This is a genomic window from Aminipila luticellarii, from assembly GCF_004103735.1.
GTDB classification, from domain to species: Bacteria; Bacillota; Clostridia; order Peptostreptococcales; family Anaerovoracaceae; genus Aminipila; species Aminipila luticellarii.
Genome location: NZ_CP035281.1, coordinates 1,088,069 through 1,102,228, shown reverse-complemented (window position 1 = coordinate 1,102,228; position 14,160 = coordinate 1,088,069). Strand labels below are relative to the sequence as shown.

Below are 14,160 nucleotides of genomic sequence, written 5' to 3'. Positions count from 1 at the left end.
TAAATGATATGTAAATAGAAACTAATATTACTTTTACATGGAGGTTTAAAATGAGCGATAAAAAAACAAAAACCAGAGATCAAATTGATCAAAAGTACAAGTGGAATATTGAAAGTATGTATCCAAATGAAGCGGATTGGGATAAGGATTACAATGCAGTCATGCAGATGTCTGACGAATACGTTAAATACTCCGGCAGGCTGGGAGAAAGTGCGGAACTGCTGCTGGAAGCTTTTCAAGAAAAGGATAAAATTTGGCAGGTAGCTGAAAAGGTTTACGTATATGCACGGATGAAACTGGATGAGGATAACAGAGTTACAAAGTATCAGGCCTTTTCAGACAAATGCCATACTTTACTGGCTAAAGCTTCCGCCTCCATGTCTTTCTTTACTCCGGAGCTTTTGGAGATTCCCGAAGAGAAGCTGCTGGGTTTCATCAAGGAAGAGCCTGGACTAAAGCTCTACGAATACCTGATTCTGGACATTTTACGAGAAAAGGCTCATGTTCTGTCAAAAGCCGAAGAAAATATTTTGGCTCAAATGAGCGAGGTCACTTCTGCTACAAAAGATATTTTTTCCATGCTGAACAATGCGGATATTAAATTCGGAACCATCATAGATGAAGATGGAGATGTGGTCGAAATCACCCACGGCAAATATATCAACTTCATGGAATCTTACGACAGAAGAATCCGAAAAGATGCGTTCGAACGCATGTACGAAGCATATAAAAAGCAGATCAATACCATTGCGACCACCTATAACTACAACACCAAAACCGATGCTGTCAGTGCAAGGATTCGTAAATATGATTCCTCTTTAGCGGCAACCCTGTCCAGCGACAACATTGAAAAAGAAGTGTATCATAATCTGGTGGATGTGGTAAATAAGAATCTTCCTACCCTTCACCGATATATGAAGCTTCGTAAAAAGATCTTAGGTGTGGAGGAATTGACCATGTACGACGTATATGTTCCTCTGATTGAAATACCGGATAAAACCGTTTCTTATGAAGAAGCACTTGACATCATGCGAGCGGGTCTCGCTCCTTTAGGCGAAGAGTATCTGTCTAAAATGAATAAAGGGATTGAAGCGGGCTGGATCGATGTTTATGAAAATGAAGGAAAAACCAGCGGTGCTTATAGCTTCGGAAGCTATGACAGCATGCCTTTTATTCTTCTGAATTATTCCGAAAAACTAAAGGATGTCTTTACCATCGTTCACGAAATGGGTCATTCCATGAATTCAGATTACACCAGAGAAGCACAGCCTTTTGTATATGGCGGACACTCCATCTTTACTGCAGAGGTCGCTTCCACTGTAAATGAATCCTTGCTGATGCAGTATCTTCTGAAGAACGAAACCGATGTAAACATGAAAAAATATCTTTTAAATTTATATATAGAAGAATTCAGAACAACCTTGTTTCGTCAGACTATGTTCGCTGAATTTGAACTTCTTACCCACGAAGCGGTTGAACGCGGTGATGTGCTTACCGCCGAATGGATGTGCAATGAATACGAAAAACTGAACAAAAAATATTTTGGTGAGGTTATAAGTGAGGATGAATATATTCGATATGAATGGGCCAGAATTCCTCATTTCTATAATTCGTTTTATGTGTATAAATATGCTACCGGTTATTCCGCTGCAACAGCCATTTCAAATAAGATTTTGAAGGAAGGAAAAACCGCCGTACACAACTATATTGAATTCCTTAAATCCGGTGAATCGAACTACCCTATCGAATTGTTAAAGATTGCCGGTGTGGATATGAGCAGTCCGAAGCCGATTGAACAGGCTATGGAAACCTTTGAAAAACTCGTGGATGAATTTGAAAGATTGGTATAAAAAATGAAAAACCGAGTCATTACCATACACACAAATGATACTCCGGTATCTCTGAAAACAAAAAAGCTTTTGGCAAAAAAGCTGGAAGGCAGTGGTTTTATAGTTTCTGAGTCCCTTGATACGGACTCAGAACTCATTGTTTGTATTGGTGGGGACGGTGCATTTCTCGAGGGAATACATAAATTTCAGTTTCCTGAGATTCCATTTATTGGAATTAATACTGGTCATTTAGGCTTTTTTCAGGAAATTAGCCCAAATCAGCTGGCAGATTTTATTTTCCACTATAAAACCGGAAAATATCACCTTCAGACCTTCTCAACGGTAAAAGCTACCGTTTTCACTGAAAATAATCAGTCTTTTGAACATGTGGGATTAAATGAAATCGTTATCAGAGGAGAATTGTCCCGATCGGTTCATTTAAATATTTCCATCGGAGGAAGCTTTATCGAACGGTTCAGCGGCGACGGAATATTGGTGTCCACACCGGCCGGCAGTACGGCGTACAACTATTCTCTGGGGGGCTGTATCGTGGATCCAAGGCTCAAATTGATGCAGGTCACTCCCATCGCACCTATGAACACCACCGCATACCGTTCTTTTACATCGAGCATATTATTGCCTTCGGATTTATCCCTCGGCATTATACCCGATTATGAGACAAGACGCGGCATAAAAATCACTACAGATCATCTGGAGTATACGTATAACAATATCGATAACATCAATATTGAATTCTCTGATAAAGTCGTAAATCTGCTGCGTTTTGAAAACTATGATTTTTGGACGAAAGTAAAAAGCAAATTTTTGTAGAGGTAACATGAACAGTACAAATAAATTTCAATACATCGTAAAGGATGAAGATGCCGGCATTTCCTACAAGGATTTAGTTCGGAATCATTTCACCTTTTCCGGTCGGTTAATGACCAAATTAAAACAGAATAATTTGGTTTTTATAAACGGAAAAACAATCAAAATGTATCTTCCCGCTCATGTGGGTGATATCATAACCGTTGAGCTTCCTGATGAAAAAAGTAATTTTATACCTGAACCGATTGACGTATATCCTGTTTTTGAAGACAGTGATTTACTCATTATCAATAAACAGCCGGGGTATGTGGTGCACCCTACCAAGGGTCACCCGCTCCATACCATGGCTAACGGTATTATGAAATATATGATCGACACAAATCAGAACTTTAAAATCCGTTTTATTAACAGGCTTGATATGAATACCTCCGGGCTTCTGGTGGTCGCAAAAAATTCTCACAGTCAGGACGAATTTACAAAACAGATGAAAGAGAATAAGGTGGCAAAGCGATATGTGGCAATCGTTAAAGGCTTGATAGAAGAAGATCAGGGAACGGTCAATGCGCCCCTGGGCCGGCCTGATCCGGAACGGGTGGAGCGCGGAGTCGTGGAAGGCGGGCACCCATCCATAACCCACTATAAGGTCTTAGAAAGGTATCCTGCAGGCTACACTCTTGTAGAGCTGCTTCTGGAGACAGGCCGTACCCATCAGATCAGAGTGCATATGTCTTATATCGGTCATCCGGTTCTGGGCGATCATTTATATGGCGGGGAAAATCCTTGGCTGATAGAGAGACAGGCTCTTCATGCCAGATTTCTGTCCTTTTACCATCCGGTAACCGGAAATTTTATGGAGGTGGAAGCCCCCCTTCCGGAGGATATGCTGAAAACCATAGAAAAACTTAGAGAATCAGCATCACCCATTTAATAAAATGCGGCAAAGCTTTAAGAAAACAGCAGGGAACATTGATAAAATGTTCCCTGCTGTTTTTTTGTTCATAATTTGTATTTATCTTGTAGAGTTTGTGAATAGGTATTAATTTACGCTGTAGCTGTTACTGGTGGTTATTTGAATCGTATCGGTAGCGGAGTTATAGGTAAGCCCGAAATTCAGCAATAAGGCCACGTCTCTGAGCATTACATAATTATTACCGTCTATATTGTAAGCAGCCATTACGGTGGACTGATTATCCAGCGTAAGCGACTGTATGGATATCATGATATCCTTCGATGCCTTTAATGACTGGTTTTCCTGCCCATTAGCTGTATAATATCCTCCCGATAACAGAGCGATTGCATTTGTCGCTTCATTATAACCTACTGAAAATTGTTTGTTCGTTCCGGATAGTATACTTGCTATATCTCTCAGCTTTACAAAATTGCTTCCGCTGATGTTATAAGCGTTCAACTGCTTAGGCGTTCCATTTACGTTTAAATTCTGGACACTGACTAGGGACTCTAACTTTTTAGCATGTTTATAGATACTTACATTATAAGTTTTAATGTCATAGGAATCACCCGTCAAATATACTGTAATGGCAAAATTGTTCGGTCCCTCTTTCAACGTATAATTTTGACTCCAGGCAGCATTGTTCAGTTCCGTATTATTCAGATACATTTTCATATTGGTGCCCGTTGTCGTATAAAAATTTACACTCTGAACCGTATTTCCTACATTAGCCGTATAATTTTTCTTCCCCGAATTGAAAGCAGGACTCAGTGAAACTGTATTGCCATCATTGTCTTTCACGCTTAAAGATGAGATAACTGCTTCCGTTTTTTCATCGTCTTCCGTATCGCTGCTGTCATAAGTTACGGTAAGGGTATATTTTTTAGTGTCATCACAGTTTTCCGCTATCACATCGATATCAAATTCATTTTTACCCGTTGACACCTTGCAATCCAAATAATCATCGTCCATCAGTTCGCCGTTTATAAGCACGTGGGCTCCTGAATCCTTCGCTTCGGCATAAATTCGGATCGTATCATAATCATTTTCTTTCACGGTAGCCTTGTAATCCTTTACATCCTCGTCAAAATCCTTATTTAAGGAAACTTTAGAGTAGGAATCCTTGCCTTCTTTCGTCTTTACAGATAAGGAATCCAACGCGGCTTCATCGTCATCATCTTCATCGCCGCAGAAGAAGGTAATCGTATAGGTATCCAGCTTTTTATCATCTTCGTCTTTTACCACAATTTCTATTTCGTCGCCGTCCTTAATCTTCTTAATAGAGGCATAATAGTCATCGTCATCATCCACTTCTTCTCCATCGCAATAGACCTTATAATCTTTGTCATCCGGTTTCATATAAATATATGCACTGTTTGTATCGTCCGGCAGAAAGACATTATAATCTGCGACTTTCGGATCGAACTTCGGAAATAAATCATAAGTCTTACTTGAGCTGGTGCTCTTACTCTTGCTTACCGAAAGCTTGTCCAATGATTTATCCGCAGAGCTTGCCGCAAAGGATATGCCGCTGCTGGCCAATATAAGTGATATAACAAGTAAAATAGCAAAAAATCTTTTCATAACATCCTCCCCATTGTTTATGCTATAACAGAATTTATAATCTTATAATCCTCTTCCTTCTATTATGCACTATCTTTACATAGTTTTTCCAGTCATAATTCAATATTTATATAAAATTTTTCCAGTCATAATTCGATATCTATATAAATCTATTCTGTCTTTATTCGATGTTTACATACAGTTACCGCATATTTTTTGCCGCACTCAGCAAAATATCTCTTTTATTTTCGATCCGATCTTCCATCACCTGATCTAAAAGGCTTTCTAAAATCTGTCCGATTTTTCTTCCGTCATCAACACCCAATTTAATCAGATCTTTTCCGCTGATCTTCAATTCTTTCAGGCTAAAGCACTGCTTCTCCTCCAGAACTTGATTCATAATACGGTTCAACGCCTCCAGCTTTTTCAGCTTATGCTCTCGGAGATAATCGGACTGCCCCATAACATCTGCATATTTTACCTGCAACAGTCTTTTAAGCTGCACCTCACCTATTTTATGCAGCCATTTTTTTATAAATTCATTGCTTTCATGGATATCTGCATCATGATATTTTATCAGCTGGCACACCGCGCTTACAGTCCGGTTATCAAATTTGAGATCCTTTAAGATCTCTTCCGCCATTCTGGCTCCAAATTCGCCGTGGCCGTAGAAATGTCCGACTCCGTCCTTTCCGTCTGTATAGCATCCGGGCTTGCCTACATCGTGCAAAAGTACTGCGGTTCTCGTAATCAGATCTTCCTCGCAATGCTCTAACGCAGTCAACGTATGCTGCCACACATCATAACGGTGGTGTGGATTGTTTTGTTCAAATCCAATCATGGGAATAAGCTCCGGTATGATCACCGCCATAATATCGCTGTACGTTTGAAGCACCTCTTTTATGCTCCGGCCGCAGAGAAGCTTACATAATTCCTCATGAATCCTTTCCTTGGAAATATGGTTCAGAAGCTTTTTATTTTTATTGAGGCCTTTAGCCGTCTCTGTTTCAATCGAAAAATCCAAAACCGAAGCAAATCGAAGTGCCCGAATGATACGCAGTGCATCCTCTGCCAGCCTTTTGTCCGCATTTCCCACACACCGAATGATACCGTTTCTCAAATCCTCGCAGCCGTGATAACAATCGATCAATCCCACAGCCGAATTATATGCCATGGCATTTATCGTAAAATCTCTTCGTGCCAAATCCTCTTGCAGGGAAGTCACGAACTGCACCGATTCAGGCCGTCTGCTATCCAGATATTCTCCGTCTTTCCGGTACGTGGTCACTTCATAGGACTGATCATTCATCCGAAGGATTACGGTTCCATGCTTCATTCCGATTTCAAGGATCGGATATCCTTCAAAGCAGGCTCTGACTTGCTCCGGACGTGCAGATGTGCATATATCCCAGTCACTTGGAACCTTTCCCATCAGGCTGTCGCGAACACATCCCCCTACGGCATACGCTTCAAATCCGTTTTTTTCTAATCTGCTTATTATTTTTTCCACATCAACTGGTATATTAATAATCACATTTCCTCCCCAAATCGTTTTCATTATAACTTTCTATTGCTGAAATATATAAAGCGGTCGATAGCATCCAAGATGTCCTGAAAATTTTCTCTCGGTGCGGCGTCAATATATTTCTTTAAAATCTCATTTTCCTTTTCCTCTTTATATCTGCCATAAAAAATATCAAATAGATTATGACCTCTTCCGTAAATCTTTATGAATTCCATATGCTCCTTTATATCCTGCTTGCTTTTAATGACCAAACCGGTCTTTTCATACAGATTTTTAAAGCTTGTGAGCCGATACAAATATTCCTGATACTTTTCAAAGAGAATATCATAGAACTCCTCTTCATTGGACAGAACTCCGATCTGAGTCATCACAGCCGGATCCAAAAAATAATTTTCAAAAGAATAATATTTTAGCACCAGTACATTTCTTGGTAAAACCTTAGGCAAATTTCCGGTTTCTTCTGCTCCCCTCAATTTATAATAGTTGCAAAGCTGCTCCTGAAGTTCTTTTTTATCTTTGCCGTCTCCGTCTCGTATCATGATAAACTGATCCTTCAAATACAACTGATTGATATACTTTAGATTTGCATAGGTCTTGATATTCGTGCAGCTGTTCGTTGTAATAATAGAAATCCTGTGCAGCCTTCCGGCCTCGTCATAAACCTCCGAATAATACTTATTGAGCAGCAAGGGCAGCCGATTCCTATCCTGTTTTCCTTCTACTATAAATACAAAGCTTACATTCATCAGGTCATTTGCGCTATAGCCCAGATCATCCAGTATTCTGCTTATATCATTTTGCTCCCGTAAAACGGTATATCCCTCTTTATCCAGCTTCACCTGCTTTATTTGACGCGTATTAAAATTAAAAATCATATTAGGCGAATAGGTAGAAAAAATAACTTGATTTTTAAGAGACAGCTTATATAAAATTTCACTGGCCACTTTTTGCAGCTGCGGATGCAAAAACATTTCCGGATCCTCTATTAATATAATGCAGGGCAGCTTTTCTTCCGTTTCCAAATAAGCTTGAAGCAATGAAAAGATATAAATGCTTTTCATGCCTTCGCTCATATTCTGAACCCACTCGATTTCATCGCTCTGCTTCTGATACATCATGACATTCATTTTAAACAGAGTATCTACATCAAAGTTAAATTGATAAAACAGTGAATACGGCAGCCCGCTGTTTTTATGAAAATAGTAATTTAACCGTTCCATAAAATTATCTACATTCAGATTCATCAGTTTATACTCTAAAAGCTTCTCGGTTTCAAATACGCTCAACTGAGCCGGCTGCTTTTTTTCAATAATTCCAATGCACTGAAAACACTCATTGCAATTTTTTGTACTGTCAAAAATACACTTATTGGCCCGCAGCTCGCTTAAGGCTGCTTCATGACTTCGGGTCATTAAAATGTCCGCCTGAATTTCTTCAAGCTTTCTGGTATGATCAATATAGTATAATTTAGGCAAAATTTGCGGTATATATTTATTATCCTTCCTAAACCCATCAAAATACCTATAGGTTCCCTGTTTATTCGCAATAAAAGAAAAGGTCAGGCAACCATCCTTAAAGGATGGAAATTTATTATTAAAATCTGCCAGCCAAAGTTCCCATCTCTTGTATTGGTTTACCTTCCCCCGCTTATGAAGCAAATGCAGATCTTCTTCTTCAATGGAAAGCTTCACATCAATCTCGATATTATTTTCCTGTTTATTAAAATGCTGCAAACGGATTTCATACATCTGACAGACAGCCAAAATAGCATCCAAAATCACAGTTTTTCCGGTACTGTTCTTGCCGATCAGAATACTGGCATTTTCCATTTTCTCAATATGCAGTTCCCTGACCGATTTAAAGTTTCGGATAGCAATCGCTTCAAATTTCATCATCCAATCCCTTTCCCATTATTTAGATTCTATATAAACCGTACTGCTTGCATCCTTCCACGACAAACTGTAACCGAAGGCTTCCAGTACCGCTCTTGCCGGCAAATACGTCCTGCCATCCTTGATCACAGTCTCTGTGTCCAGATTGACACGATTGCCGTTAACAGTTATAAAATTGTCACCGATTGCAGCCTTTACTGTCACATTTTTTCCTGCCGGATACTCATTCGTAGCAGGAAAGGTTTTGACTGCGGTTACCGATCGTGCCGCATTATCCCAGATTATTTCGGCGCCTATAGTTTCCAGCAGCTTTCTCATAGGGACCATTGTTCTATGGTTTTCGTCTAAAAACGGCGTCCCCAGTCCCACAGCTTTGCTGAAATCCATGACCTGATTATCCAAGACCACGGTCACATAATTCTGCATTTCTGCCCTGCTAAAGCCCTGAGCACTTTTTACGGTTCTATAGACTTCAGAGACTGCACTGTATTTTCCCAGTTTAGCATCCCGCCAATCCACATCTTCATTCACATCAAAAAACATGACGCCCCCTGCCTTTTTCAATGCAATAGAGGTTTTTTCCCGTAAGGTCGAAAGCCCATTGTAATAAGAGACATTCGGACTCGTAGCCGCATAATCTTTATACGCATTTGCCTCGTCCTGCTCAACCAAACTTCTGTACTGCATCCAGCTGGGCCTTGCATAAAGAGGCATTCCCAACACGATATGATCTGCCGGGACACCTCTGTTGAGCCAGTAATTGATCGAAGTATTTCCAAACCACAATGGGCTGTGCTCCTCATTGTTCATATCATATCCCATAACATTAATGAATTCAAAAGCGTTTAAACAGGTATCCGTCATCAGCTTCGATACTTCTGGGCCTGCCGTAGTAGACCAGGCTCCATTGACTGCTGCGGTCAGACTTTTTCCCTTAGCTTTTAATGCTTTTGATAATTCTACTACCAGCTTTTCATAGCTTCCGATGGTGCCGGCATTGGGATGTTCCCAATCTATTTCCACACCGTCCAGATTATTGTCCAGCGTAAATTGAACAACACTGTCTGTCAGTTTTGACCGCAGTGTATTATCCGCAGCCACCTTTTCAAAAGTAGCCGCCAGCGGCACCCCTTCATAGGACCATCCGCCCAAGGCAATATATACTTTACAACCGTCTCCATGTGCTTTTGATACCACTTCCGCAAGCTGAGCCGGTTTGTTCAGCGGCTTCACTGTTCCGTCTTCATTTGGTATAAGAAAGGCATACATGATATGCGTCAGCTTGTCTGTTTGCAGCTTTTCCACCGGCTCATTGAACAGGTCTCCCGAATAATAACCAATTATTTTAAAATCTCTGCCCGTCTCTTTTTCTCCGGCAAATCCCAGAACCGGAACGCTGAAAGACAATATTACTGCTAGAACCAATGCTACTATTTTGTTTTTTAAAGAAATAACCATCTCCCCTATAACCTCTCATTCATAATAAATTTGGGTTCCCCCGTTTGATCAAAATAAAAAATAATCTGATTGATCAGGCCTGCTCCGTTGTTCAGTTTATGAACAGCCTCCGGATATTGAAATACAAAATACTGCTCAATCGTCTCTTTCGGATACCCCATCCGGTACAAAGCAGCCTCTTCTGACATCCTTGCACCGCAAGTGGTATCATAGTAATAAGAATGAACCATTTTTTTACTTTCTGTTCCTAAAGCAGAAGAGTATGTGGTAAAAATATTCAGTACCGCAACCTTTTCCAAAGTACTGATACTATAGTTGATACGAATCCATGGATAGGTCATTCCGCTCTCAGTAAAGGGTTCGTTCCGGCCGTTCTGCACACAGTCTATTATATCCTGAAAATCCAGTTGGATCAAAGCATTCAAGCTTTCACTCCCCTGAACCGAATCCTTGACTCTTGGTATTACTACATCATATTTCATCACACCGGGTTCATCCATATGATCGTTTATATAGGGTTCCACCTCTAAGGGATAGGACATTTCCGTCTTTTGGAAAGGCTTATAGTCAAATCCTGTTCCCATTTCTACAGCACATACCTTTCCCTCACGCATATAAAATGCAATGTAGTCTATCGTGTCGTCCTTTCCGGTGAATCCATAGCAGGTCCACTCTTCATTTTCTTGGAGCAGGCCTTGTTCTTCCGCAAAACTGCTGAACATCTGCCCTCCGAAAGATTTACTGGAGAAAACCAACTGATCCGCACCATACGCATCAAATAATTGTTCCGCTGTGTTTCCTACCCCTATGCCTCTGTTCGTTTTCACCTTCGGACTTGTCGTTGCCATTCTGAGAACAGGTTCATAATGTCTTTCAAAATAACAATACGTTTCCGCACAAATCTCCTTTGTCTTCCAAATTTCCCGATACCTTGTAAAACTGCGCATCAGATCTCCCGGATCTTCCTTGGTTATTTTCGCCTTCGTCAGCGGCAGACGGCCTTTATCATTTTGTCCGATGCTGATTTTAATATCATCCCATTTTAAAGTATATTCATCTACCACCTTTTCAGCAGAAAGCTGTTCATAGCGATATTCTGTAAAAGCTTTGAAGTCTGGCTTTCCTTTCTCATCTTTCGGCAGATCCCCTTCTCTGATCCATAGGAATTCATACAGTTCTTTCCCATCATTATAAGCAGAAATATATAAATTACCGATTCCTGAATTTTTTATAATCCATCCGGCTTCATCACAAGTAATTTTTATCTGATCTCTTTTTTCCACTTGTTTTATCTGTTCTGAATTTTCAGGTTCCAATCTAACAGCAATTTTATAATAGTCAAAGCTTCCCCCCTGACTATATGGTACCTGCTCCGCCAATTTCAAACTGGAAACTTCATATTTTTTAATATCAATTCCCATTTCCTCATAGGAAGCTATTAGTTTTTCTTTTATCAGCTTATCGGCCTGAGCAGCAAGAGCCTTTTCGGTCCCGCTTCTTTCGTTTTCTTGCTTATCACCACTGCCACAGGCACCGAGCAGGACAAGCATAGCTAATAGCAAAAAAATCCCCCATACTCTCTTATTCATAAAATTCCCCCGCATAACATGCACTTTCGTCCCTACGTACTCTTTTCATTTTATAATTATAAATGGGGATTATCAACACATTTTCCAAAATGTAATATATACGACAAAAAGCAGGCATACGCCTGCTTTACGTTAAAAGCTATAGTATCATACGAACAAATTCAATAGACTCGATAAAATGGGCAGTTCAAAAGGAACGAAAAAAGTCAGTATGACACCGGTTATCAAGGCCACCAGCCCCAGCTCCGGTCCTACAAATTTGGTTACCGGCACCAGCATGGTATCCATATTTCCCGCAGCTCCCCCCGCAATGGGACTTCCCTTGCTTATCTTAATCAAAAGCGGAAGAAATATCACCGTAAAAAATTCCCGCATTACATTGACCATAAATCCATAGGTTCCTGTCTCTATCCCATAGACCTGCGTCATATAGGCTCCTGTTATGCTGTAATAACTCATTCCGCCTGCGGAAATCATGCTGACATGCAGCGGCAATCCCAACAGAATGCCTGCCAGCATTCCGCCTGTTAAGCTTCCTGCAAATATGGCCACGGCTATGTAAATCACCTTAAATCCAAGAACTTTTATATATTCAAAGACTTTTCTGTTTGTTCCAAGGCTGATTCCTACTCCGGTGTAAAGACAGATCAGGGAGCCGTACAAGCTATAGTTCAGATAGGTTGAAAAGCTTTGCGGTAAAAAAGCATATCCTATAACAGCACCGGCTATGATGCCCACGGGCATGATCCAAACCAACGGAGAGGTTTTCTTTTCTTCCTCCTGACTTATATCCATTTCCTGACTTACATCCATCTTTTCTTCGTGCAGCTTTTCCTGCAAGGCGGAAAGGGGCAGCAGTGTTTTTTCTACCAGTACTACCAGTAAAACACTGCCTATAATGGCACTTAAAGATATCACGACACAATTTAATCCGATAACGGGCAGATTCAGCATGACGGAATCGTTGATTCCTATATTCATGCCGATTGTAATCATCAATACGATTAGTGCAATATTGATGATCCAATCCACCCCCTTCAATACTTTTTCAGGCAGCGGCCTGATGCTGACCAGTAGTCCTGCTGCCAAGCAAATAAATGGCATTAACGTCATAAATATTTCTCCTTCTTGATTCTTTGGTATAATTTTACAAATAGACTTGATTTAATGAGCAGCTATATATAGCCCTGGATTTCCCGAATAAGGCTTTTCATCGACTGAATTCGGATTCCCTGACCGCAGCCGCAGACATCTGTCTGAAAATCACGGATCGCTTTGTTTAAGAGAATCAGTTTGTTTTTAAGAGCCATTTCATCCTCATCTCCTTCCATATCTCCATAAAAGACCTGCAGAAAGGATTGATTTTCCATCGCCTTCTGAAAAAGATCATTGCTTTTATATTTTATGTCTGCAATTTCGTCCATTTTTTCCTCCGCTTTTATTCTCTCTGGATTCCTCTTCATTGCCTCTGCAATATATTGCCTTTTTTTCAATATTAGTATATGATTAATATATCAATAAGTAAAACGAATCTTTTTAATAAATAAAATAAGCTTTTCTAATGTGAGGTTTACGAAATGGGTTATACAAAATATAAAGCTTTCCTGAAGGTCGTGGAACTTTCCAGCTTTACAAAGGCAGGAAAATGTCTGGGATATACCCAGTCTGCCATAAGCCAGATGATAAACAGCCTGGAAGAAGAACTGCATACCACGCTTTTGTCCAGAAATAAATCGGGGATTAAAATAACAAATGAGGGAATGGAGCTGCTGCCCTTTATAAAAGATGTATGCGACAGCTATGATACTTTACAGGAAAGAGCCATATCCATGAACAACATCGATAAGGGAATCATAAAGATCGGACTGATTCATTCTGTTGCATACACTTGGCTCTCTGATGTCATGGCGGAATTTAAATTGAAATATCCGAATGTACAGTATGAATGGGTGACCGGAAGCAGTAAGGAAATTCAAGCTATGGTTAAAAATCAGAATATTGATTTTGGGTTTTCTTATTGTCCGGTGAATTCGGAATTGATTGGAGTCAAACTGGCAAAGGAAAGCCTTTGCCTGCTCACAGCTAAAAATACTCCTGTTCCTCCCAAAATGTCTCTTGATGAATTGGCAGCGGCTGATTTTATCTGGTTCCAAGGAAATGAAGAATTTAATCTGCTGGAAGAAATAGCCGCAAAAAAAGGAATACGCCTGAAAAAAGGCCTGGAAGCTCCGGATCTGTTATCCTCGGTCTCCATGGCAGAAAGAAATTTAGGTCTGGCCGTTTCGAGTCAGGCACTGGCAGAAAAGTTCAAGGACAATTTAACAATTATCCAGCCAGATTTTGATATAAAAACTGAAATAGCAGTTGTTCTCAATGATCTGAACCGGATTTCGAGGACAGGAAAGTGCTTTTTAGATTTATTGGTAGAAAAATACTGCGAGTGAAAAAACATATCAAGCTTGAAAATAAATAAAAGCCCATAAGGAAAAAATCTGCTTTCATGATAACAGCTTCTTCCCTATGAACT

General features: G+C 40.1%; 11 protein-coding genes. 4 read left to right on the top strand and 7 right to left on the bottom strand.

The annotated features are described in order from the left end of the window. Window positions 1-50 precede the first annotated feature (50 nt). The 3 genes from pepF to EQM06_RS04980 are packed head-to-tail and all read left to right on the top strand — an operon-like array spanning window position 51 to window position 3,585. Complete coding sequence (gene pepF / locus EQM06_RS04990; protein ID WP_128745280.1) at window positions 51-1,850, top strand: oligoendopeptidase F; 1,800 nt, start codon at window positions 51-53, stop codon at window positions 1,848-1,850. A gap of 3 nt (window positions 1,851-1,853) precedes the next feature. Then, a complete protein-coding gene (locus EQM06_RS04985; RefSeq protein WP_128745279.1) occupies window positions 1,854-2,660 on the top strand; it encodes an NAD(+)/NADH kinase in 807 nt (268 codons plus the stop codon). Window positions 2,661-2,667: 7 nt separating this feature from the next. After that, on the top strand, window positions 2,668-3,585 hold the full coding sequence (locus EQM06_RS04980; RefSeq protein WP_128745278.1) for an RluA family pseudouridine synthase: 918 nt from the start codon (window positions 2,668-2,670) through the stop codon (window positions 3,583-3,585). Between the two features lie 108 nt (window positions 3,586-3,693). Here EQM06_RS04980 and EQM06_RS04975 read toward each other — a convergent pair whose 3' ends face one another. The 7 genes from EQM06_RS04975 to EQM06_RS04945 form a co-directional block, all read right to left on the bottom strand. Beyond that, window positions 3,694-5,190 carry a cadherin-like beta sandwich domain-containing protein gene (locus tag EQM06_RS04975; RefSeq protein WP_128745277.1) on the bottom strand — a complete coding sequence of 499 codons (1,497 nt, stop codon included), beginning with the start codon at window positions 5,188-5,190 and terminating at the stop codon, window positions 3,694-3,696. 181 nt (window positions 5,191-5,371) lie between these two features. Further along, entirely contained in the window at window positions 5,372-6,727 is a 1,356-nt protein-coding gene (locus EQM06_RS04970; protein WP_128745276.1) for a CCA tRNA nucleotidyltransferase, read from the bottom strand. Next, entirely contained in the window at window positions 6,727-8,589 is a 1,863-nt protein-coding gene (locus EQM06_RS04965; RefSeq protein ID WP_330548368.1) for an ATP-dependent nuclease, read from the bottom strand. Before EQM06_RS04965 ends, EQM06_RS04970 begins: the two co-directional genes overlap by 1 nt. A gap of 15 nt (window positions 8,590-8,604) precedes the next feature. Next, window positions 8,605-10,044, bottom strand: a complete 1,440-nt coding sequence (locus tag EQM06_RS04960; protein WP_128745275.1) for a glycosyl hydrolase family 18 protein — start codon at window positions 10,042-10,044, stop codon at window positions 8,605-8,607. A 5-nt stretch (window positions 10,045-10,049) separates the two neighbouring features. Continuing rightward, window positions 10,050-11,633, bottom strand: coding sequence for a hypothetical protein (locus tag EQM06_RS04955; RefSeq protein WP_128745274.1), 1,584 nt, complete (start codon window positions 11,631-11,633; stop codon window positions 10,050-10,052). Between the two features lie 147 nt (window positions 11,634-11,780). Next, entirely contained in the window at window positions 11,781-12,746 is a 966-nt protein-coding gene (locus EQM06_RS04950) for a lysine exporter LysO family protein (RefSeq protein WP_128745273.1), read from the bottom strand. 62 nt (window positions 12,747-12,808) lie between these two features. Continuing rightward, window positions 12,809-13,057 (bottom strand): hypothetical protein, encoded by a 249-nt coding sequence (locus tag EQM06_RS04945; RefSeq protein ID WP_128745272.1) that lies wholly within the window; start codon window positions 13,055-13,057, stop codon window positions 12,809-12,811. Window positions 13,058-13,210: 153 nt separating this feature from the next. On the opposite strand from EQM06_RS04945, the gene EQM06_RS04940 reads away from it, so the two are divergent. Continuing rightward, window positions 13,211-14,077 carry a LysR family transcriptional regulator gene (locus tag EQM06_RS04940; RefSeq protein WP_128745271.1) on the top strand — a complete coding sequence of 289 codons (867 nt, stop codon included), beginning with the start codon at window positions 13,211-13,213 and terminating at the stop codon, window positions 14,075-14,077. The last annotated feature ends 83 nt before the right edge of the window (window positions 14,078-14,160 follow it).

Bases quoted from the DNA above. Each gene is read 5' to 3' on its own strand.
- pepF (WP_128745280.1), top strand. From the start codon at position 51: ATGAGCGATAAAAAAACAAAAACCAGAGATCAAATTGATCAAAAGTAC.
- EQM06_RS04985 (WP_128745279.1), top strand. From the start codon at position 1,854: ATGAAAAACCGAGTCATTACCATACACACAAATGATACTCCGGTATCT.
- EQM06_RS04980 (WP_128745278.1), top strand. From the start codon at position 2,668: ATGAACAGTACAAATAAATTTCAATACATCGTAAAGGATGAAGATGCC.
- EQM06_RS04975 (WP_128745277.1), bottom strand. From the start codon at position 5,190: ATGAAAAGATTTTTTGCTATTTTACTTGTTATATCACTTATATTGGCC.
- EQM06_RS04970 (WP_128745276.1), bottom strand. From the start codon at position 6,727: ATGAAAACGATTTGGGGAGGAAATGTGATTATTAATATACCAGTTGAT.
- EQM06_RS04965 (WP_330548368.1), bottom strand. From the start codon at position 8,589: ATGATGAAATTTGAAGCGATTGCTATCCGAAACTTTAAATCGGTCAGG.
- EQM06_RS04960 (WP_128745275.1), bottom strand. From the start codon at position 10,044: ATGGTTATTTCTTTAAAAAACAAAATAGTAGCATTGGTTCTAGCAGTA.
- EQM06_RS04955 (WP_128745274.1), bottom strand. From the start codon at position 11,633: ATGAATAAGAGAGTATGGGGGATTTTTTTGCTATTAGCTATGCTTGTC.
- EQM06_RS04950 (WP_128745273.1), bottom strand. From the start codon at position 12,746: ATGACGTTAATGCCATTTATTTGCTTGGCAGCAGGACTACTGGTCAGC.
- EQM06_RS04945 (WP_128745272.1), bottom strand. From the start codon at position 13,057: ATGGACGAAATTGCAGACATAAAATATAAAAGCAATGATCTTTTTCAG.
- EQM06_RS04940 (WP_128745271.1), top strand. From the start codon at position 13,211: ATGGGTTATACAAAATATAAAGCTTTCCTGAAGGTCGTGGAACTTTCC.